18 protein-coding genes and 1 other RNA gene are annotated in these 19111 nt (G+C 65.7%); 7 read left to right on the top strand and 12 right to left on the bottom strand.

Annotation, left to right across the window (positions count from 1 at the left end):
• Positions 1–26 precede the first annotated feature (26 nt).
• Complete coding sequence (ggt, locus tag BM315_RS09165) at positions 27–1745, top strand: gamma-glutamyltransferase (protein WP_090500082.1); 1719 nt, start codon at positions 27–29, stop codon at positions 1743–1745.
• Positions 1746–1795: 50 nt separating this feature from the next.
• On the opposite strand, the gene BM315_RS09160 is transcribed toward ggt, so the two are convergent.
• The 11 genes from BM315_RS09160 to BM315_RS09110 all read right to left on the bottom strand — a co-directional run bounded on the left by BM315_RS09160 (position 1796) and on the right by BM315_RS09110 (position 14760).
• Positions 1796–3616: a Na/Pi cotransporter family protein gene (locus BM315_RS09160; RefSeq protein ID WP_244527278.1), complete on the bottom strand. Its 1821-nt coding sequence runs from the start codon at positions 3614–3616 to the stop codon at positions 1796–1798.
• A gap of 42 nt (positions 3617–3658) precedes the next feature.
• Positions 3659–3994, bottom strand: a complete 336-nt coding sequence (locus tag BM315_RS09155) for a multidrug transporter (RefSeq protein ID WP_090500077.1) — start codon at positions 3992–3994, stop codon at positions 3659–3661.
• A 152-nt stretch (positions 3995–4146) separates the two neighbouring features.
• The gene (gene mutM, locus BM315_RS09150; RefSeq protein WP_090500075.1) at positions 4147–4959 is read right to left on the bottom strand and encodes a bifunctional DNA-formamidopyrimidine glycosylase/DNA-(apurinic or apyrimidinic site) lyase; all 813 of its coding nucleotides are present in this window, start codon (positions 4957–4959) and stop codon (positions 4147–4149) included.
• Between the two features lie 210 nt (positions 4960–5169).
• Positions 5170–5559 carry a glycine cleavage system protein GcvH gene (gene gcvH, locus BM315_RS09145; protein WP_090500073.1) on the bottom strand — a complete coding sequence of 130 codons (390 nt, stop codon included), beginning with the start codon at positions 5557–5559 and terminating at the stop codon, positions 5170–5172.
• A gap of 162 nt (positions 5560–5721) precedes the next feature.
• The gene (gene gcvT, locus BM315_RS09140) at positions 5722–6819 is read right to left on the bottom strand and encodes a glycine cleavage system aminomethyltransferase GcvT (RefSeq protein WP_090500071.1); all 1098 of its coding nucleotides are present in this window, start codon (positions 6817–6819) and stop codon (positions 5722–5724) included.
• A gap of 297 nt (positions 6820–7116) precedes the next feature.
• Positions 7117–8733 (bottom strand): ABC transporter permease, encoded by a 1617-nt coding sequence (locus BM315_RS09135; RefSeq protein ID WP_090500069.1) that lies wholly within the window; start codon positions 8731–8733, stop codon positions 7117–7119.
• 212 nt (positions 8734–8945) lie between these two features.
• Complete coding sequence (locus BM315_RS09130) at positions 8946–9947, bottom strand: extracellular solute-binding protein (RefSeq protein ID WP_090500066.1); 1002 nt, start codon at positions 9945–9947, stop codon at positions 8946–8948.
• A gap of 268 nt (positions 9948–10215) precedes the next feature.
• Positions 10216–11433, bottom strand: a complete 1218-nt coding sequence (locus tag BM315_RS09125; protein WP_170862186.1) for a 2-octaprenyl-3-methyl-6-methoxy-1,4-benzoquinol hydroxylase — start codon at positions 11431–11433, stop codon at positions 10216–10218.
• Between the two features lie 220 nt (positions 11434–11653).
• On the bottom strand, positions 11654–12838 hold the full coding sequence (gene ubiH / locus BM315_RS09120) for a 2-octaprenyl-6-methoxyphenyl hydroxylase (protein WP_090500062.1): 1185 nt from the start codon (positions 12836–12838) through the stop codon (positions 11654–11656).
• A 4-nt stretch (positions 12839–12842) separates the two neighbouring features.
• Positions 12843–14177 carry a Xaa-Pro aminopeptidase gene (gene pepP, locus BM315_RS09115; RefSeq protein ID WP_090500060.1) on the bottom strand — a complete coding sequence of 445 codons (1335 nt, stop codon included), beginning with the start codon at positions 14175–14177 and terminating at the stop codon, positions 12843–12845.
• 34 nt (positions 14178–14211) lie between these two features.
• On the bottom strand, positions 14212–14760 hold the full coding sequence (locus BM315_RS09110) for a YecA/YgfB family protein (protein ID WP_090500058.1): 549 nt from the start codon (positions 14758–14760) through the stop codon (positions 14212–14214).
• A gap of 146 nt (positions 14761–14906) precedes the next feature.
• Between BM315_RS09110 and BM315_RS09105 the strand changes: the two genes are divergently transcribed.
• From BM315_RS09105 to BM315_RS09090, 4 genes are all read left to right on the top strand, one after another.
• Positions 14907–15116: a TIGR02449 family protein gene (locus BM315_RS09105; protein WP_090500056.1), complete on the top strand. Its 210-nt coding sequence runs from the start codon at positions 14907–14909 to the stop codon at positions 15114–15116.
• Positions 15113–15427 (top strand): cell division protein ZapA, encoded by a 315-nt coding sequence (locus BM315_RS09100; RefSeq protein ID WP_090500054.1) that lies wholly within the window; start codon positions 15113–15115, stop codon positions 15425–15427. The genes BM315_RS09105 and BM315_RS09100 overlap by 4 nt, the downstream gene beginning before the upstream one ends.
• A 33-nt stretch (positions 15428–15460) precedes the next feature.
• Positions 15461–15639, top strand: a non-coding RNA gene (ssrS, locus tag BM315_RS09095) — 6S RNA.
• A gap of 49 nt (positions 15640–15688) precedes the next feature.
• Entirely contained in the window at positions 15689–16285 is a 597-nt protein-coding gene (locus tag BM315_RS09090) for a 5-formyltetrahydrofolate cyclo-ligase (protein WP_090500053.1), read from the top strand.
• Positions 16286–16339: 54 nt separating this feature from the next.
• On the opposite strand, the gene BM315_RS25255 is transcribed toward BM315_RS09090, so the two are convergent.
• Positions 16340–16471 carry a hypothetical protein gene (locus BM315_RS25255; RefSeq protein WP_280140416.1) on the bottom strand — a complete coding sequence of 44 codons (132 nt, stop codon included), beginning with the start codon at positions 16469–16471 and terminating at the stop codon, positions 16340–16342.
• A gap of 209 nt (positions 16472–16680) precedes the next feature.
• On the opposite strand from BM315_RS25255, the gene BM315_RS09085 reads away from it, so the two are divergent.
• Complete coding sequence (locus BM315_RS09085) at positions 16681–17130, top strand: EVE domain-containing protein (protein WP_090500050.1); 450 nt, start codon at positions 16681–16683, stop codon at positions 17128–17130.
• 66 nt (positions 17131–17196) lie between these two features.
• Complete coding sequence (locus BM315_RS09080; RefSeq protein ID WP_244527277.1) at positions 17197–19041, top strand: diguanylate cyclase; 1845 nt, start codon at positions 17197–17199, stop codon at positions 19039–19041.
• Positions 19042–19111 lie beyond the last annotated feature (70 nt).

The following is a 19111-nucleotide window of genomic DNA, read 5'->3' as shown; positions in this document are numbered from 1 at the left end:
CCCCGAAGCACGGTACAGATCGCCCCATGTTGCAGAGACTCGCCCTCCCCATCATCCTGCTGCTGGGCTGCAGCCTGCTGGCCCACGCAGCGCCCAACCAGGCCGCCATCGCCAGCGCCCACCCCGCCGCCACCGTCGCCGGCCAGGAAACCCTGGCCATGGGCGGCAACGCCTTCGATGCGGCGGTCGCCATCAGCGCCGCCCTGGCGGTGGCCGAGCCTTACAGCTCGGGCCTGGGCGGCGGCGGTTTCTTCCTCCTGCGCGAGGCCGGCGAGCAACCGACCTACCGCTTTCTCGACGCCCGCGAGCGGGCGCCCCTGGCGGCTCACGTCGACCTCTACCGGCGCGACGGCGAGGTACAGCCGCCGCTGTCGCTGAACGGGCCGCTGGCCGCCGCCATCCCCGGCCTGCCCGCCGCCCTGGTGCTGCTGGCCGAACGCTTCGGCCGGTTGCCGCTGCGCGACTCCCTGGCCCCGGCGATTCGCCTGGCCCGCGACGGCGTCGGCATCGACCGGGTCTACCGCGAGCGGGCCAACTGGCGTTTGGCCGCTCTGCGCGACGACCCGCAAAGCGCGCGAATTTTCCTCGATGAAGACGGCGAAATCCCCGCAGAGTTCGACCTGCTGCGCCAGCCGGAACTGGCCAACACCCTGGAACACCTGGCCCGCGGTGGCCATGCCGGCTTCTACGCCGGCGAGATCGCCGACAAGCTGGTCGCTGGCGTGCGTGCCGCCGGCGGCATCTGGACCCTGCGCGATCTGGCCGAGTACCGCATCGTCGAACGGCAACCCGTGCGCGTGCCCCTGGCCGAGGGTCGCGAGCTGATCGGCGCGCCGCCGCCCTCGGCTGGCGGTCTGGCCCTGGCGCAGAGCCTGCTGATCTTGCAGCAACTGCCCTGGCGCCAGGCCGGGCCGGTGCAACGCACCCACCTGGTCGTCGAAACGCTGCGCCGCGCCTACCGCGACCGCGGCCTGCTCGGCGACCCGGACTTCGTCGCCAACCCGCTGAACAAGCTGCTCGCACCCGCCTACATCAAGCAACTGGCCGCCAGCATCGACCCGGACCAAGCCACGCCCAGTGCCAGCCTGCCACCCGCCGGCGGCTGGCACGAAGGCGATCACACCACCCACTTCTCGGTGCTCGATGCCGACGGCAATGCGGTGGCCGCCACCTTGTCGATCAACCTGCCGTTCGGCGCCGCCTTCACCGTGCCCGGCACCGGCGTGCTGCTCAACGACGAGATGGACGACTTCGCCGCCGATGTCCGGGGTGCCAACGCCTACGGCCTGGCCGGCAGTCAGGCCAATGCCATCGCCGCCGGCAAGCGCCCGTTGTCGAGCATGAGTCCGAGCTTTATCGAAAGTGCCGAGCAATTCGCCAGCTTCGGCACACCCGGCGGCAGCCGCATCCCGAGCATGGTGCTGCTGGCGATGCTCGAATACCTCGATGGTCAACCGATTGCCCGCTGGCCGAGCGTCGCCCGCTATCACCACCAATACCGCCCGGACCTGATCGAACACGAACCGGACACCTTCAGCCCGGCGCAAATCGCTGCCTTGCAAGCCCGCGGCCATCGACTCAAAGCCCTGCAGCGCAGTTACGGCAACCAGCAGGTGCTGTTCTGGGACAAGTCGGACAACCGGGTCGAGGCCGCCAGCGACCCCCGCGGCGTCGGCACCAGCGCGGTGGTTACGCCGGGCCAACAGGAGCGCAGCACGCATGCCGGATCGCCCCGCAAAGATTAGCCGCGCACGCCGACAGGAAGCCGGCATGAGCCGCCGATAATGCCGCAAGCTCAATCCAGCTGGATCAGCGGGCCGTCCTCGGCCACCAGCTGGCGCAGCGGCCGGAACAGCTCGTTACCGTCACCCTGACCGAGCAGCAGCACGTTGCGCAGGCTCTGGGTGATGCGGCTGACATAGCCCAGGTCATTCATCAACGAGCTGGCCTGCTGGCCATCCAGACGGCGCTCGCGCACGGCGGCGAACAGACGCTCGCGGAAGGCACTGTCGAAGGCTGCCGCCCCCTCGTCGAACTGCCGCAGGCGCTCGTCCCAGAGCGTATCGGGCAGCTCGAGCCGGCCCAGTTCGCGCACCTCGTGGAGCACGCCAAGCAGGTGGCGGCGCAGCTCGACATAGGTCTGGCGGGCGCCGCTGTCGTCCTGACGCAGGTAGCGCCCGAGATTCTTCTGCAGATGCTTGGCATCTTTCACCGCGTCCACCAGTTGCAACGCCGCCAGCTGGCAGCTGACCCAGAAGTGCTGATGCGCCTCATCGAGGCTGACTTCCAGGCGACTCATGAAACTCAGCAAGTCGCTGTACACGCCTTTGATATGCCGCTGGTAGAGCTGCTCCGCATCCAGTGCCCGCGAATCGGGGCGGGCGCTCAGCAGGCGCTCGTCCTGACGGCTGTGCTCGAGCTGATCCACCGGCACATAGAGGGCGTGGCAGATCACCTCCAGACTGAGACGAGCCAGGTGCTGCAACTCCAGCACCACCGCCTGGGCCGCGCTATCGGCACTGGCCAGGGCGCTGTCGTCCAGGTAACGGGCGCGGGTCGGCTCAGTCGCAGGCGCGGCCACCTCGGTGATCAGCACCCGGGGTTCTTCGCGCTCGGGTAGCCAGCGTTGCAGCAAAGCCGCCAGCCAACCCTGCATCGGCCAGAACAGGCTCACGCCCATGGCATTGAACAGCGTATGGAACAGTGCCAACTGAATCAGCAGGTTGCCGCCCAGCCCCAGCGGCGTCGCCAGCCACTGCACCAGCAGAGCCAACGGCGTCAACAAAGCGAGGGCCAGAACACCGGTGGTCAGATTGAACAACACATGGGCCAGGGCCAGGCGTTGCCCGGCGCGGGCTCCGCCCAGGGCGCCGATCACCGCCGTTACCGTGCTGCCCATATTCGAGCCGATGGCGATCGCCAAGCCCTGCTCCAGGGCCAGTTGGCCGCCAGCCAGAGCAGTCAGGGTGAGCATCAGGGTGGCATGGCTGGACTGCAGCAGGACCGTGATCAGCAAGCCGACGCCGGTAAACAGCAGATGGCCGGCAATGCCGGGCATCTGGTAGTGCAGGGGATCGAAGTCGCCGGCCACACTGGAGAAGCCGGCCTTCATCTGCTCGATGCCAAGAAACAGGAACGCCACGCCGAGCACCACGCGACCGACAGCCGGCCCGCGCGGGCCGATGAAACCGCCGAGCACGCCAAACACCAGCAGGGGCAACGCCAGAGGGCCGAGACTGACGTTCTGCCCGGCCAGGGCCAGCAGCCAGATACCGCTGGTGGTGCCCAGGTTGGCGCCAAACAGGATGGCGATCCCCGCCGCCAGTTGGATCAGGCCGGTACTGAGGAAGGCGATGGTCAGCAGCGACACCAGCGAACTGGACTGCACCAGCATGGTGGCGCTCACGCCGAACATCAGGCTTTTGAAGGGCGTGGCGGTGCTCAGCGCCAGCAGGCGTTCCAGCTTGCCGCCGGCCAGTTGGCGCAAGCCTTCCTCCAGGCACTGCATGCCGAACAGGAACAGCGCCAGGCCTGCGCACAGGCCCAGCCAGCCGGCACTGAACCAGAAGCTCAGGGCCAACAGGACAAACAGGAATATCCAGCTGAGCGATCGCAATCGATGCCGAAGATTGCGGCCAGGGTCAGGCATACAGCTAGGTCAGTCTTTGTTGTAGCCGCTGGTCGTACAACCCAGGCAGCGCACGAAGGCCGCCTTGCCCGGTTCGACCACCAACGCCTGAGCCGCCTCACCGACATTCCCGCCCAAAGCGGTGAACGGCAGACTGACCACAAAGGCCACAGCACCGATGGCGGTAGCGCCAATCAGCAACGGCCGGGCGATCACCAGGTCGCCGACCATCGAAAACGCCTTGGGCGCATTGGCGGTGTACAACGGATCGCCACTGGAGTTTTGCACCACTTGCGCCTGTGCCGGCAGCGCCAGCAAGCCAGTGGTCAGCGCCAGGACAACAGCGGTCGAGCGAAACAGTTTCATCGGGCGATCCTTCAACGATTAGGAGGCGGTGCCAGTAACTATAACAGCGCTCTTGAAATTGTCAGCGTGACGCCCATCAATCGCCATGAAAAGCGTGCTCGAGTTTTTCGGGCTAGAGGCACCGCAGGTGCGCGGGAATTTGCCGACCTCGATCAGCGCTGGCAGCGCGGGCAATAGACACTGGCGCGCTGCCCCAGCTTGAGCTCGCGCAGGGTGCTGCCGCAGTTCTTGCAGAACTCGCCGCCGCGCCCGTAGACGAACAGCTCCTGCTGGAAATAGCCCGGCTGGCCGTCACCGCCGACGAAGTCACGCAGGGTGGTGCCGCCGCGCTCGATGGCATAGGCGAGGATGCGTTTGATCTGCTCGGCCAGGGTCATGTAGCGCGCCCGGGAAATCGAACCGGCTTCGCGGCGCGGGTCGATGCCGGCGGCGAACAGCGCTTCGCTCGCATAGATATTGCCGACCCCGACCACCACGGCATTGTCCATGATGAAGGGCTTGACCGCCATCGAGCGGCCACGCGACTGCCGGTACAGACGCTCGCCGTCGAACGACTCGGTCAAAGGTTCGGGACCGAGCTTGCTGAGCAGCACATGCTGCAAGGGGTCGGCGCACCAGAGCAGCGCGCCGAAACGCCGCGGGTCGGTGTAGCGCAGGGCCAGGCCGGATTCCAGCTCGATATCCACATGCTCGTGCTTGGCCGCCGGCAGGCCGCACTCGACCAGACGCAGGCTGCCGGACATGCCCAGGTGACTGATCAGGCTGCCGGTCTCGGCCTTGATCAGCAGGTACTTGGCGCGCCGCTCGACACACTCGATGCGCTGGCCGGACAGGCGCACATCCAGATCCTCGGGAATCGGCCAGCGCAGACGACGCTCGCGCACTATCACCTGGCTAACCCGCTGACCTTCGAGAAAGGGCGCGATGCCGCGGCGGGTGGTTTCGACTTCGGGCAGTTCGGGCATGGGCAATCAATCGGTCAGACAGGGAGAAGGGCGGGTATCTACCTTAGCAGGAACCGCGCCTCTCCCGTTCACCATGGCGGTGAACAGGCACGGGCTGGATGGGCATGGGCATACATGACAAAACCTCGACACCGCGAGGCTCTGTCCGCTGGGCAAACACAGCCCCTGCGCGCCAAACCGGCCAGGCGAGACCAGTCTGGCACGGTCCGATCAGGCGTCGGCGTCGGCAGTCGCCTCATAGGCGGCCGCATCGAGCAGCTTGTCCAGTTCGCTGGCATCGCTTGGCTTGAGCTTGAAGAACCAGCTGCCGTAGGGGTCGCTGTTGACGCTCTCGGGGCTGTCGGCCAGATCCTGGTTGATCGCGATCACTTCGCCGCCCACCGGCGTGTAGATATCGGATGCTGCCTTGACCGATTCCACGACCCCGGCCTCCTGACCGGCCGCCAGGGTCTTGCCGACTTCCGGCAGCTCGATGAAGACCACGTCGCCCAGGGCTTCCTGGGCGTGATCGGAAATACCGACGGTGACCGTGCCATCGGCTTCCAGGCGGGCCCATTCGTGGCTGGTGGCGTAACGCAGATCGGCGGGGATAGTGCTCATGTGTCGTTCCTCGTAAGACATGACGGCGACCGCGCCGTCAGGAGAATTTAGCAGGGGTTGGCCATAGCGACAGACAGTCGTTGAAAACATCTCGGTACGCCCCCGGGTCCATCCGGGTTGCAGGCTTGGCGCGGCAGCGGCCGCACAGCCTGCAGCCGGGGCTCAGATCAGGGCCTTGCCGTGGCGGACGAACATCGGTTTGACCACCCTGACCGGGTACCATTTGCCACGGATTTCCACCTCAGCGCGTTCGCCAGTGGCTGTCGGCACACGCGCCAGAGCGATGGACTTGCCCAGGGTCGGGGAGAAGCTGCCGCTGGTGATCTCACCCTCGCCCACACCGTCGACCCGCACCACCTGATGGGCGCGCAGCACACCACGTTCCTCCAGCACCAGACCGACCAGCTTGGACTGGATACCAGCGCTCTTCAGCTCTTCGAGCACCCTGCGCCCGACAAACTGACGAGCGGCCGGGGCCCAGGCGATGCTCCAGGCCATGTTGGCCGCCAGCGGCGTGACCTGCTCGTCCATGTCCTGGCCATACAGATTCATCCCGGCCTCCAGACGCAAGGTATCGCGCGCACCTAGGCCAATCGGCGAGATGCCGGCGCCAACCAGGTCATTGAAGAATTCGACGGCCTGATCGGCCGGCAACACGATTTCCAGGCCATCCTCGCCGGTGTAGCCGGTGCGGGCGACAAACCAGTCGCCTTCCGCCAGCCCCTGGAACGGCTTGAGCTCATGGATCAGGGCCGCGCGGGCCTGGGTCACCAATTCGCAGGTCTTGGCGCGGGCATGCGGCCCCTGGATCGCGAGCATGGCCAGTTCGCTGCGCTCATTCAGCTCGACGGCAAAGGCGCCGCTCTGTTGACGCATCCAGGCCAGATCCTTGTCCCGGTTGGCGGCATTGACCACCAGGCGATAGCCGCTCCGCCCCTCGGCAAAGTCGGTGAGGTAGACGATCAGGTCGTCGATCACCCCACCCTGCTCGTTGAGCATGGCGCTGTATAGGGCCTTGCCGGAAACATGCAGACGCTCCACGTCATTGGCCAGCAGGTGCTGCAGGTAGGCCTTGGCCTGACTGCCGCCAACATCGACCACGCACATGTGGGAAACGTCGAAGACCCCGCAGTCGCGACGCACCTGGTGGTGCTCCTCGACTTGCGAGCCATAGTGCAGCGGCATGTCCCAGCCACCGAAGTCGACCATCTTGGCGCCCAGGGCGAGGTGCAGGTCATAGAGAGGGGTGCGCTGTCCCATGGGTATCTCCTTCCGGGCTTGGCAGAGCTGCGGGCAAGTAGCTGAACCCGGCTGGACCCGTTGCATCAGGGCACTGGCACGGGCCGTCGAAATGACGCGCCGCAGCGAATGGCGCGCATTGTAGCCGCAAGACCGCGGCGGGTCATCCCGACCATCAGCCATAGCCTTTCGCCCAGGGGGATGGAGATGGAGATGGAGATGGAGATGGAGATGGAGATGGAGATGGAGGAGCGTGCCCGGCCCGCTGGGCCAGCACAACCCCATTCCTCACCCCTGCAACCCCACTGCCCTCACTTCCTAGCCGATCCTGCGCGCCGAACGGCGGATCAGCAGGATCACCGGTAACAACCCGACCAGCACCAGGGTCAGGGCCGGCAACGCGGCGCGCGCCCACTCGCCCTCGCTGGTCAACTCGAACACCCGCACCGACAGGGTGCCCCAGCCGAAGGGACGCATCAGCAGGGTTGCCGGCATTTCCTTGAGCACATCGACGAACACCAGCAGCGCCGCCGACAGCGCTCCCGGCACCAGCAGCGGCAGGTAGACCCGCAAGAACAGGCCGATGCCGCCGACCCCCAGGCTGCGCGAGGCTTCCGGCAACGACGGGCGGATCCGCGCCAGGCTGTTCTCCAGCGGCCCGTAGGCCACCGCCATGAAGCGAATCAGGTAGGCTAGGAGCAAGGCCGACAGACTGCCGAGCAGGATCGGCTTGCCCGCGCCGCCGAGCCAACCGGACAGCGGCATCACCAGTTCGCGGTCGAGCACGCTGAAGGCCAGCATGATTGCCACCGCCAGCATCGAGCCCGGCAAGGCATAGCCGAGATTGGCCAGGCTGACCGCCCCGCGCATCAACCGGGTCGGCGTTTGGCGGCGGGCGAAGGCCAGCAGCAAGGCCACGCAGACGGTGATCAGCGCGGCCATGCCGCCGAGGTAGACGGTGTGCAGAATCAGGGCGGTGTAGCGCTCGTCCAGATCGAAACGGCCGCGCTGCCAGAACCACACCAGCAACTGCAGCACGGGAATCACGAAACCACAGGCGAACACCAGGCCGCACCAGGTGCTGGCGGCCAGTGCCTGGCCACCCTTGAGGTGATAGAGCGCCTTGACCCGCGGCCGTTCGTTGGCCGGACGCACCGCACCGCGGGCACGCCGCTCGCCATAGAGCACCAGCATCACCGCGAGCAACAGCAGGCTGGCCAGCTGGGTGGCGCTGGTCAGACTGTAGAAGCCGTACCAGGTCTTGTAGATGGCGGTGGTGAAGGTGTCGAAATTGAACACCGAGACCGCACCGAAATCGGCCAGGGTCTCCATGATCGCCAGCGCCAGGCCGGCACCGATGGCCGGCCGCGCCATCGGCAGGGCCACCCGCCAGAACGCCTGCCAGGGGCTCTGCCCGAGCACCCGCGCCGCCTCCATCAGACCCTTGCCCTGGGCCAGGAAGGCATTGCGCGCCAGCAGGTAGACATAGGGGTAGAACACCAGCACCAGGACGATGATCACCCCGCCGGTGGAACGCACCCGCGGCAACCGCAAGCCGGCGCCAAACCAGTCGCGCAGCAGGGTTTGCACCGGCCCGGCGAAATCCAGCAGGCCGACGAAGACGAAGGCCAGCACATAGGCCGGAATGGCGAAGGGCAGCATCAGCGCCCAATCCAGCCAGCGGCGCCCGGGAAACTCGCAGAGGCTGGTCAGCCAGGCCAGGCTGACGCCGAGCGCGGTGACCCCGACCCCGACCCCGATTACCAGCACCAGGGTATTGCCGATCAGGCGCGGCAACTGGGTTTGCCACAGGTGCGCCCAGATCTGTCGATCCACCTCATGCCAGCTGAACAACAGCACGCTGAGCGGCAGCAACACCAGCAGGGCAACGGCAAAGGCGATGGGATACCAGCGACGCTGGGCAGGATGGGCCACGCAGAATCCTCGAAACTATTTTCTCGACGGCAGAAACACAACGCCCCGGACTAAGCCGGGGCGTGGAGTATAACTGCAAGCTGCAAGGCGGGTGGCCTCCCCCCTGCAAGCTGCAAGCGAATCAGTGTGAGGGGTGACCTCCTACCATCAAGCCTTTCGCTCTTACTTGCAGCTTGTGGCTTTCCACTTGCCGCTGGCGGGCTCCGCCCGCCTCAATTCCAGCCGGCGCGATCCATCAGCATGGTCGCTTCGGCCTGACGCTTGCCGGCCACTTCCAACGGAATGCTGTCGGCCTTGAAGCTGCCCCAGGCGGCCACTTCGGCGGACGGCGCGATCTGCGGGTTGGCCGGGAATTCCTGGTTCAGGCTGGCGAACAGGCCCTGGGCTTCCTCGGTGGTCATCCACTCCAGCAGCTTCTGGGCGGCCTCGGCATGCGGCGCGTGCGCGGTGACACCGGCGCCGGACAGGTTGACATGCACGCCACGGTCGGCCTGGTTCGGCCAGAACAGCTTGGCTTTCAGATCCGGCTGCTGCTTGTGCAGGCGACCGAAGTAGTAGGTGTTGACCATGCCGACATCGCACTGGCCGGCATCGATCGCCTGGATCAGCGCGGTATCGTCCGGGAATACATCGGTGGCCAGATTGGCGATCCAACCCTTGATCAGCGTCTCGGCTTTTTCGGCGCCGTGGGTCTCGATCAGGGTGGCGGTCAGCGACTGGTTATAGACCTTCTTGCTGGTACGCAGGCACAGGCGGCCTTCCCAATTCTTGTCGGCCAGGGCTTCGTAGGTCGACAGTTCCGCAGGCTTGACCCGCTCGGTGGAGTAGACGATGGTCCGCGCACGCAGCGACAGGCCGGTCCAGGCGCCGGTGCTGGAGCGATACTGAGCGGGAATGTTGCTCTCGATGACCTTGGAGTCCAGCTTCTTCAGCACACCTTCCTGCTCGGCCTGCCAGAGGTTGCCGGCATCCACGGTGATCAGCATGTCGGCCGGAGTGTTCTCGCCTTCGGCCTTCAGACGGGCCAGCAGCGGCGCTTCCTTGTCGGAGATGAACTTCACCTCGACACCGGTCTTGGCGGTGTAGGCATCGAAGACCGGCTTGATCAGCTCATCGATACGGGCGGAGTAGACCACCACTTCATCGGCAGCCTGGACGGCGCCAGCCAGAGCACTGAGGGTGAGAGCGGCGAACAAACGCTTGCTTACCTGCATGGATACTGCCTCTTGAGCGAAGGTGAGTCGAAAGACAAAATAGTAGTGAATGTCATTTAGTTTCTCAACCATTCTTCACTGCACAACCACTATCCGCCATGACCCAGATCAATCTTCGACAGGTGTATCCGCACGCAACGGGCTTCCACAGGGGGAATGTCCAGTCCGTAGGAACGGCGGGGGCGCCTAGCCCATGCCAGCGATGCCTGCTGCAGGCATGGGCGACTACCGCGCGCCAACGGGACAGCCTGACGGCATGCCCGCGGATTCAGGCGCGCGCCAGCTCCGGCAAATCGCCGCTAAGCCCCAGCGCCTGACGGACGAACAGCGCCTTGGCCTCGGGCAGCTCGTCGACCCAGTCGAGACCGGCGTTGCGCAACCAGCGCAGGGGCAGCGGATCGGCCTGGAACAAGCGCTCGAAACCCTCCATCGCCGCCATCATCGCCAGGTTGTGCGGCATGCGCCGGCGCTCGTAGCGGCTCAGCACACGCTCATCGGCCAGGCGCTCACCCCGCGCCTGGGCATGCAGCAGCACCTCGGCCAGCACCGCGGCGTCGAGGAAACCCAGGTTGACGCCTTGCCCGGCCAGCGGATGGATGCTGTGCGCGGCATCGCCGATCAGCGCCAGTCCTGCTTCGACATAGCGCTTGGCGTGGCGCTGGCGCAACGGGATGCGCAGCCGCGGATCGGCATGCAGCACCTGGCCCAGTCGGTGTTCGAAGGCCTTGCCCAGCTCGACGCAGAAACCGGCGTCATCCAGCGCCATCAGGCGCTCGGCTTCGCCGGGGGTGGCCGACCAGACGATCGAACACCAGTGTTCGCCGGCGGGCCCGGCCAGCGGCAGGAAGGCCAGCGGGCCGTCGTCGGTGAAGCGCTGCCAGGCCGTGGCCTGGTGCGCCTCGCTGCAGCGCACGCTGGTGACGATGGCATGGTGCAGGTAGTCCCACTCGCGGGTGGCGCAACCGGCCAGGCGGCGCACCGCCGAGTTGGCGCCGTCGGCGGCGATCAGCAAGGGGGTACGCAACTGGCGGCCATCAGTCAGGGTCAGCAGCCAGTCGTCGCCGGAACGGCGCAACTGCTCCAGACGGGCATGGTTCAGCAGGCCTACGGGGCCGTCGTGCAGGCGCTCGAGCAGGGCGTCCTGGACCACCCGGTTCTCGACGATATGGCCGAGCGCCTCGGCATGCACACTGGCCGCGCTGAAATGAATCTGCCCGGTCCCGCAGCCGTCCCACACCCGCATCTCGGCATAGGGGCTGCTGCGCCGAGCGGCGACGCCCGGCCACACGCCCAGCCGCTCGAGCACCCGTTGACTGGCGATCGACAGCGCGCTGACCCGCGGTTCGAAGGGCGCGGCGGGGTCGAACGGCGTGACGCTGAGCGACCCGCCGTCGATCAGCAGAATGTCCAACCCCTGCTCTTGCAGAGCCAAAGCCAGGGCGCTGCCGACCATACCGGCACCGACGATGATCAGATCCGCTTGCATAGTCATTCCTTATTGAATCAGCGCGAATTGAATGGTGACCGGCGCTGCCGAGGCAGCTGCCTGGCCCGGCGGCTCGCAGGTAGGGTGCGCCGCGCGCACCAGGAAGAGGAGATGGTGCGCACGGCGCACCCTACGGATCGCTGTCCGTCGGATCCACCGGCCCCGGCGCCCGGCGTGCCCAGCGCCCCGGGTAGCGACAACGCTTTGCGGCGGCGTGCGCTCACAGGCTGCGGGTCCCCAGGCCCATGGCCTGGCGGGCGAACCAGTGCTTGGCCGGTGGCAGCAGGTCCAGGCCCAGCAGGCCCAGGCCGCGCCCGGCGGCGAGCAGCGGCTGGCCACTGCTGAACAGGCGGGTGACCCGATCGGAAAAGCCCACGGTCAATTGCTGGTCGACCCGCTGCCGCTGCAGATACCCCTGCAAGGTCGCCAGATCGCCCAGCGGCGCACTGCTGCTTAGCAGCGTCTCGGCCAACGCCAGGGTGTCGCGCAGGGACAGGTTGTAGCCCTGCCCGGCAATCGGATGCAGGCTGTGCGCGGCATTGCCGAGTACCACCAGATGGGCGCGCACCTGCTCTTCGGCCGCGGTCAGCGCCAGCGGGTACAGGTGCCGCGCACCGACCTGACACAAGGCGCCGAGACGGTAGCCGAAGGCCTGCTGCAATTCATTGAGAAAGCTTGCCTCGTCCAGCCGCAGCAAGCGTTCGGCATCAGCCGTTGGGCGGGTCCAGACCAGCGCACAGCGCTTGTCCGCCAACGGCAGCATGGCCATAGGTCCGTCTTCGGTAAAGCGCTCGAAGGCCAACCCCTGGTGATCGTCCTGCGGGCTGATATTGGCAATCAGCGCACTCTGACCGTAGGGCCTGTGGCTGACGCCGATAGCCAACTGCTCGCGCAAGCCGGAGCGGCCGCCATCGGCCAGAATCGCCAGGCCGCACTCCAGGCTGGACTCATCGTCCAGGGTCAGCCGGTAACCGCTCTCCTGCGCGTCCAGGCGCGTCACCTGCGCCGGGCTGCGCCAACTGACCACCTGCTGATCCAGAGCCTGCCACAGGCACTGGCCCAACCAGGCGTTCTCCACCACATAGCCCAGCGCCGGCACACCCTCATCCTTGGCGCTCAGGCGCGCCGCGGCAAAGCGACCGCGGTCGGAGACGTGAATCTGCCGAATCGGCTCGGCCCGCTCAGCGATGACCGGCCACAGACCAAAACGCTGGTAGATCAGCCGCGTGCCGTAGGACAGTGCGGTGGAGCGCGCATCGTAGCTCGGCTGATAGCCTTCGCCCGGGGCGAAAGGTTCGATCAGGCTGATCCGCCAGCCGCGCGCCCGGGCCTCGCCCTGCAGGGCCAGAGCCAGACTGGCGCCGACCAGACCGCCGCCAATGATTGCCAGATCGACTCGCGGCATGGGTTCAGACCGCCACTGTCGGCGCGGCGGCCATCAGCGCCTCGATCTCGCCGACGGTTTTCGGCACGCCAAGGGTGAGCACCTCGCAACCGTTCCTGGTCACCACCACGTCGTCTTCGATGCGCACGCCGATACCGCGCCATTTCTTCGCCACACTGGTGTTGTTCACGGCGATGTAGATGCCCGGCTCGACGGTCATGGCCATGCCGGCTTCCAGCTCCCGCCACTCGCCACCGACCTTGTAGTCGCCGACATCGTGCACGTCCATGCCCAGCCAGTGGCCGGCGCGGTGCATGTAGAACGGCTTGTAGGCCTCGGCGGCGATCAGTTCGTCGACCTCGCCCTGCAGCAGACCCAGCTCGACCAGCCCGGCGGTGATCACTCGCACCGTCGCCTCGTGGGCTTCGTTCCAGTGCTTGCCGGGCGCGATGTGCTTGAAGGCTTCCTCGTTGGCCGCCAGCACCAGTTCGTAAATGGCCTTCTGTTCGGGCGAGAACCTGCCGTTGACCGGAAAGCAGCGGGTGATGTCGCTGGCGTAGCAGTCGATCTCGCAGCCGGCGTCGATCAGCACCAGATCGCCGTCCCTGAGCAGCGCATCGTTCTCGCGGTAATGCAGGATGCAGGCATTTTTGCCGGCCGCGACTATCGAGCCGTAGGCCGGCATCTTCGCCCCGCCCTTGCGGAACTCGTAGTCCAGTTCGGCTTCCAGATGAAACTCGTGCAGCCCGGCGCGGCTGGCCTGCATGGCACGGATATGGGCGCGTGCGGAAATCTGCGCGGCCTCCCTCATCACCTTGACCTCGGCGGCCGACTTGTACAGGCGCATGTCGTGCAGCAGGTGATCGAGGGCGACGAATTCGTTGGGCGGCTGCGCACCCTGGCGCGCCTTGGAGCGGATCAGGTTGATCCACTCCATCAGGTGGCGATCGAACTCCTGGTTGGTACCCATGGCGTAATAGACCCGCTCGCGGCCTTCGATCAGACCGGGGAGGATGTCGTCGATATCGCCGATGGGGAAAGCATCGTCGGCGCCGTACTGGCTGATCGCGCCGTCCTGACCGGCGCGCAGGCCATCCCACAGCTCGCGTTCGGGATCACGTTCGCGGCAGAACAGCACGTACTCGCCATGTTCGCGACCGGGAATCAGCGCGATCACCGCCTCTGGCTCGGGGAAGCCGGAGAGGTACTGGAAGTCGCTGTCCTGACGGTAGACATGCTCGACGTCGCGATTACGGATGTACACCGGCGCCGCCGGCAGGATGGCGATACTGTTGGGTTCCATCTGCGCCATCAGCGCCTTGCGCCGACGGGCGTATTCCGACTTGGGGATGCTGATCATGGGCAGGCTGGGTCCACTTCTATCGCGAAATAAATCAATGCAGCGACGGCTTGGCGGCCGCCGCCACAGGTTTGGCACACTCGCTGAACAGCAGCAGCGGGGCTACCCGCAGGTATTCCATCACTTCCATGTAGTCGTTCTCGCCATCTTCCGACTCTTCCAGGGCATTCTGCACCTGGGCGATGGCCGAGAGGTCCTGCAGCACTTCCATGGCCTCGGCGCTCAAGGCGCTGTCACGGCCGGTCAGGCCGAAGCCGCCGAGAAAACCCTGGCACCACTGGCCCAGGGCAGCCGCACGCTCGCGCAGCGGCGCGTCATCGGACGGCAACAGCAGCACCACAGCGACCTCGTCGCCGCACAACTCGCCCTTGACCATCTCCTGCAAGCCAATCAGGGCCTGGCGCACGTTGTCTTGCGGCGCAGCGCCGAGCAACTCGGCGGCATCCACCAGCCAGGCGTCGATATCGAAGCCGGCGCCGGCACAGCTGCGGCCCAGCAGCAGACCATGCAGCTCGGCAGGGGAAACGGGATGACCGCTGCTGGCGAGCAGCGCGGCGAAAGCGGTATAAGGAGAAGTCGGCATAGATCACTAGGCGCCAAGCGGCGCAATCACTAGAATGAAGGCCTCGTATCCTAGCACCGGCGGGCGCGGCAAAACCATCGGCGGGTTTGACCCCGCACGAGGACGCGCCTATACAGTCCGGTCAAGCCCAGCTTTAGCGAGAGTCCATGGAAGACGCCGACCTGCACGCCCTTACGACCAAGCTGGACCTGCTGATCCAGCGCGTCGAGCAGCTCAAGGCCCGCAACCGGGTTCTCCTGGCCAATGAGCAGGCCTGGCGCGAGGAGCGTGCCCATCTGATCGAAAAGAACGAAATGGCCCGGCACAAGGTCGAATCCATGATTTCGCGCCTCAAAGCCCTGGAGCAGGACTCATGACCCAGTCGAATACCGTTACCGTGCACATCCTCGACAAAGAATATTGCATCGCCTGTCCGCCGGACGAACGCAACAATCTGGAAGGCGCCGCGCGCTACCTGGACGGCAAGATGCGCGAGATCCGCAGCAGCGGCAAAGTCATCGGCGCCGACCGTATAGCGGTGATGGCCGCGCTGAATATCACCCATGACCTGCTGCACAAACAGCACAATCTCGATCAACAAACGACCTCGACCCGCGACCAGGTGCGCGACCTGCTCGAACGCGTCGACCATGCCCTGGCCAACGATGACGATGCTCAAGCTCACTGATTGCGCCGCAGCGGTTTCGGGTATACTGGCCGCCACTCCCTGGGGTGTGCGCCAGTTGGTGATGTCCCTGAGCCGATACGCACAAACCCGGGGGTTGCATGTTGGGGCCGGTGTGCATGTCCGCCTGACGGAAAGCCTTAACGCCTCCTGCAACCTCCACCTTGAACTTTCGGGTTCAAGGGCTAAGCCGACAGCGGCACGTCGGGGAGTCTCTTTTACATACCTGTTGCCCGCTGCCGGCAACAGGTTCTGCGCCTGACCATGCTCGACGCTACTGACCTGCCCCGCCCGCAATTACGCCGCCTGCTGCGACAGGAGCGCCGCGCCCTGAGCAAGCAGGCGCAACGCCGGGCCGCCCACCAGCTGTATCGGCAACTGGCGCAACACCCGCTGTTCCGGCGCGCCAGGCACATCGCCCTGTACCTGCCCAACGATGGCGAAATCGACCCCCGGTTGCTGTTACGCGCCGCTCAACGCCGCGGCAAAGCCACCTATCTGCCGGTACTCAACGCCTGGCCGCGCAGCAAGATGGTGTTTCAGCGCGTGCGCCCCCACGAAACCATGCAACCCAACCGCTTCCGCATCCCCGAGCCGCGCCATAACCGCGCCCGGCAACGCAAGGTATGGGCACTGGATCTGGTGTTGTTGCCGCTGGTCGGCTTCGACCGTCATGGCGGACGCATCGGCATGGGCGGTGGCTTTTACGATCGCAGCCTGGCCTATCGCGGGGTGCGCAAAAAATGGCACAACCCGACCTTATTGGGTCTGGCGCATGAATGTCAGCAGGTGGATCGACTGGCACTGGCCAGCTGGGATGTACCGCTCAAGGCGACGGTGACGGACAGGGCGTGGTACTGAACTGCGTTGGTGGTACCGCGATCCCTGCGGCACATGGCGGATCGAGCAAGCGGGTCAAGGTTGTGCGGAATGGTTAACCGGCATATCGCCCTGGCGCTCCCATTGGCTCTGGGTGTAACCCGTAGTAACCACGCCCAGGCCGAACAGGATGACTAATACCCACAATAGATCTGGTTTGCGTTTCATCGGATGCCTCCCCCTTCAAGGCATGCTGCGCACGGTGGGCCGGCGGCGGTTATTGTTAGTTATTGTTATCGGCCGTACAAACTGTCTGGCGCAAAGGCCGGCATTGTCCGCCAGCGCTTACAACCAGGCAATTTCTGGCGCCAAACGGTCGTCAGCTACACCTACGGCCATCAGCCCGCAGCAAAGGCCGACTTCACGGAGCAAAGTTCATGCCCAACTGGCTGATGAAATCGGAACCCGACGAGTTCTCCATCCACGACCTGCAGCGCCTCGGCCAAGCCCGCTGGGACGGGGTACGCAACTACCAGGCGCGCAATTTCTTGCGCAGCATGCAGGTCGGCGAACAGCTGTTCTTTTACCACTCCAGCTGCCCCGAGCCGGGCATCGCCGGTATCGCCTGCATCAGCAGCCCCGCCTACGCCGACCCGACGGCGCTGGACCCGCACAGCCCTTACTTCGACGCCAGGGCCAGCACCGAGAAAAACCCCTGGAGCGCGGTCGACGTGACCTTTGTCGAAGCCTTCGAGCGAGTCATCCCGCTGGCCACACTGAAGGCGCAAAGCGCCCTGCTGGAACTGCCTCTGGTGCACAAAGGCAGTCGCCTGTCGGTGATGCCGGTCAGCGCCGAACAATGGGCGGCAATCTTCGCACTGCGCTGAGCCAGCTCTGGCACTGGGCACCGGCACTGTGCTAAGAGGTAAGTGAACCGCCCACGGACCTCACTCATGCCGCTGCGCTCTCAGTCCCCCTGGCCAGCTCGCCTGGCGCTTGCGGCCTTGCTGCTGGGCCTGTGCCTGATCAGCCTGCTACTCTGGCAGCGACTGCTGATCGCACAGCAGGAGCGTGTCGCCGAACGCGTCGGCTACCAGGCGCGCAGCCTGGCCCGGCAACTGGAAGCCAGCCTGCATGATCAGGTCGCCGGCCTGCGCCGCATCGCCCTGCAATGGAGTCACCGCGGGCGCATCCCGATGGACGAATGGCTGCTCGACAGCCGCTTCGCGCTCGAACGTTTCAAGGGCTACCAGGCCATCCAATGGCTCGATGCCGACCTCAGTATGCGCTGGATCGAACCCCTGCTGGGCAATGAAGCGGCCCGGCAATTCCGCCTGACCCCGGCCCACCCCAACTTCAACCTGGCGATACGGGCCAAGGCCTCGGGCGAACCGCGCTTCTCCAACAGCTTCGTCCTGCTCCAGGGTGGCCGCGGCTTTATTCTCTACACCCCGCTGTATATCCACGATGAGCACAACGAACGGGTCTTCGATGGTTTCCTGCAAGGGGTGTTTCGCGTCGAAGGGCTGATGAATGAACTGCTCAGCCACGCCGATAGCCACGACTTCAGCGTCTACCTGCTGGAAGCGGGCCGGCCGATCTACAGCCACGAACGACCCGATGCCCTTGACGCCCTGCAGCAGGAGGTGCCGCTGGATCTTTTGAACAACCAGAGCTTTACCCTGCGCCTCAAACCAACCGAGCAGCTGGTACAACGACTGGCCACGCCTCTACCGCAGGTCGTCCTCGGCGCCAGCCTGACCATCAGCCTGTTGCTGGTCGCAGCCATTGGCCTGGCGCTGGGCAACGCGCGGCGCGCCAGCGCCCTGCAAGCCGGCAACCGGCGTCTGAGCGAAGAACTCGAGCAACGCGCAAAGATCGAGCAAGTGCTGCGCGACAGCCGTGAGCGCCTGCAACTGGTACTCGACCTGACCGATTCCAGTCACGACGGCCTGTTCATCATCGACCCGCAGAACCGCGACATCCTGCACATGAACCAGGCCACCCACAACAGCCTGGGTTACAGCGCAGAGGCCTTCCGCGAACTGCTCAAGCAGGATCCGGAACAGTTACTGCCGGGTTACCGCGACTGGCTGGAGGGCGTCCGCCAGGCCCAGCAAGACAAGCTGTCGACCATCTTCCAACAGAAGATGCGCCGTCGCGACGGCAGCGAACAAGCCGCGGAAATCAGCGCCCAGCTGGTTCGGCTCAACGACCACGAATACCTGATCGGGGTATCGCGCGACAACAGCCAACGCCTGCAGCTCGAAGCGCAGCTGCAACGCCTGTCGCAACAGGACGGCTTGACCGGCCTGTACAACCGGCGCTTTTTCGACAGCCAGCTCAACAGCGAGTGGCGCCGCTTGCGCCGCCAGGGCGCCTCGCTGGCCCTGCTGATGCTGGATATCGATTACTTCAAGCGCTACAACGACCGGCTCGGTCATCTGGCCGGCGACGATGCGCTACGCCAGGTCTCGGACGTCTTGCGCACCAGCCTGCAGCGCGAAGGCGACAGCGCCTGCCGCTATGGCGGCGAGGAATTCGCGATCATCCTCGCCGATACCGGCCTGGAGGGCGGCATGCATGTCGCCTCCCGGGTCCAGCAACGACTCGAAGCGCTCAACCTCGCCCATCCGGCCAGCCCGCTGGGTCACCTGACCCTGAGCATCGGCCTGGCCGTTGCCGAACCCGACGGCGGCGAGTCGCCGGACCTGCTGGTAGCGCACTGCGACCAGGCGCTTTACCGCGCCAAGCACGAGGGCCGCAACCGCATCTGTGTCTGGCGGGACCAGGCCTGATGGGAGATGGGGGAATGTGCAGGCCCACGCAACCGACACGACCTCATCCCCCTTCAGCCGCGAACCTACA

The sequence above is a fragment of the Pseudomonas borbori genome (genome assembly GCF_900115555.1).
GTDB classification, from domain to species: domain Bacteria; phylum Pseudomonadota; class Gammaproteobacteria; order Pseudomonadales; family Pseudomonadaceae; genus Aquipseudomonas; species Aquipseudomonas borbori.
This window is presented reverse-complemented; position numbering and strand designations above follow the sequence as displayed.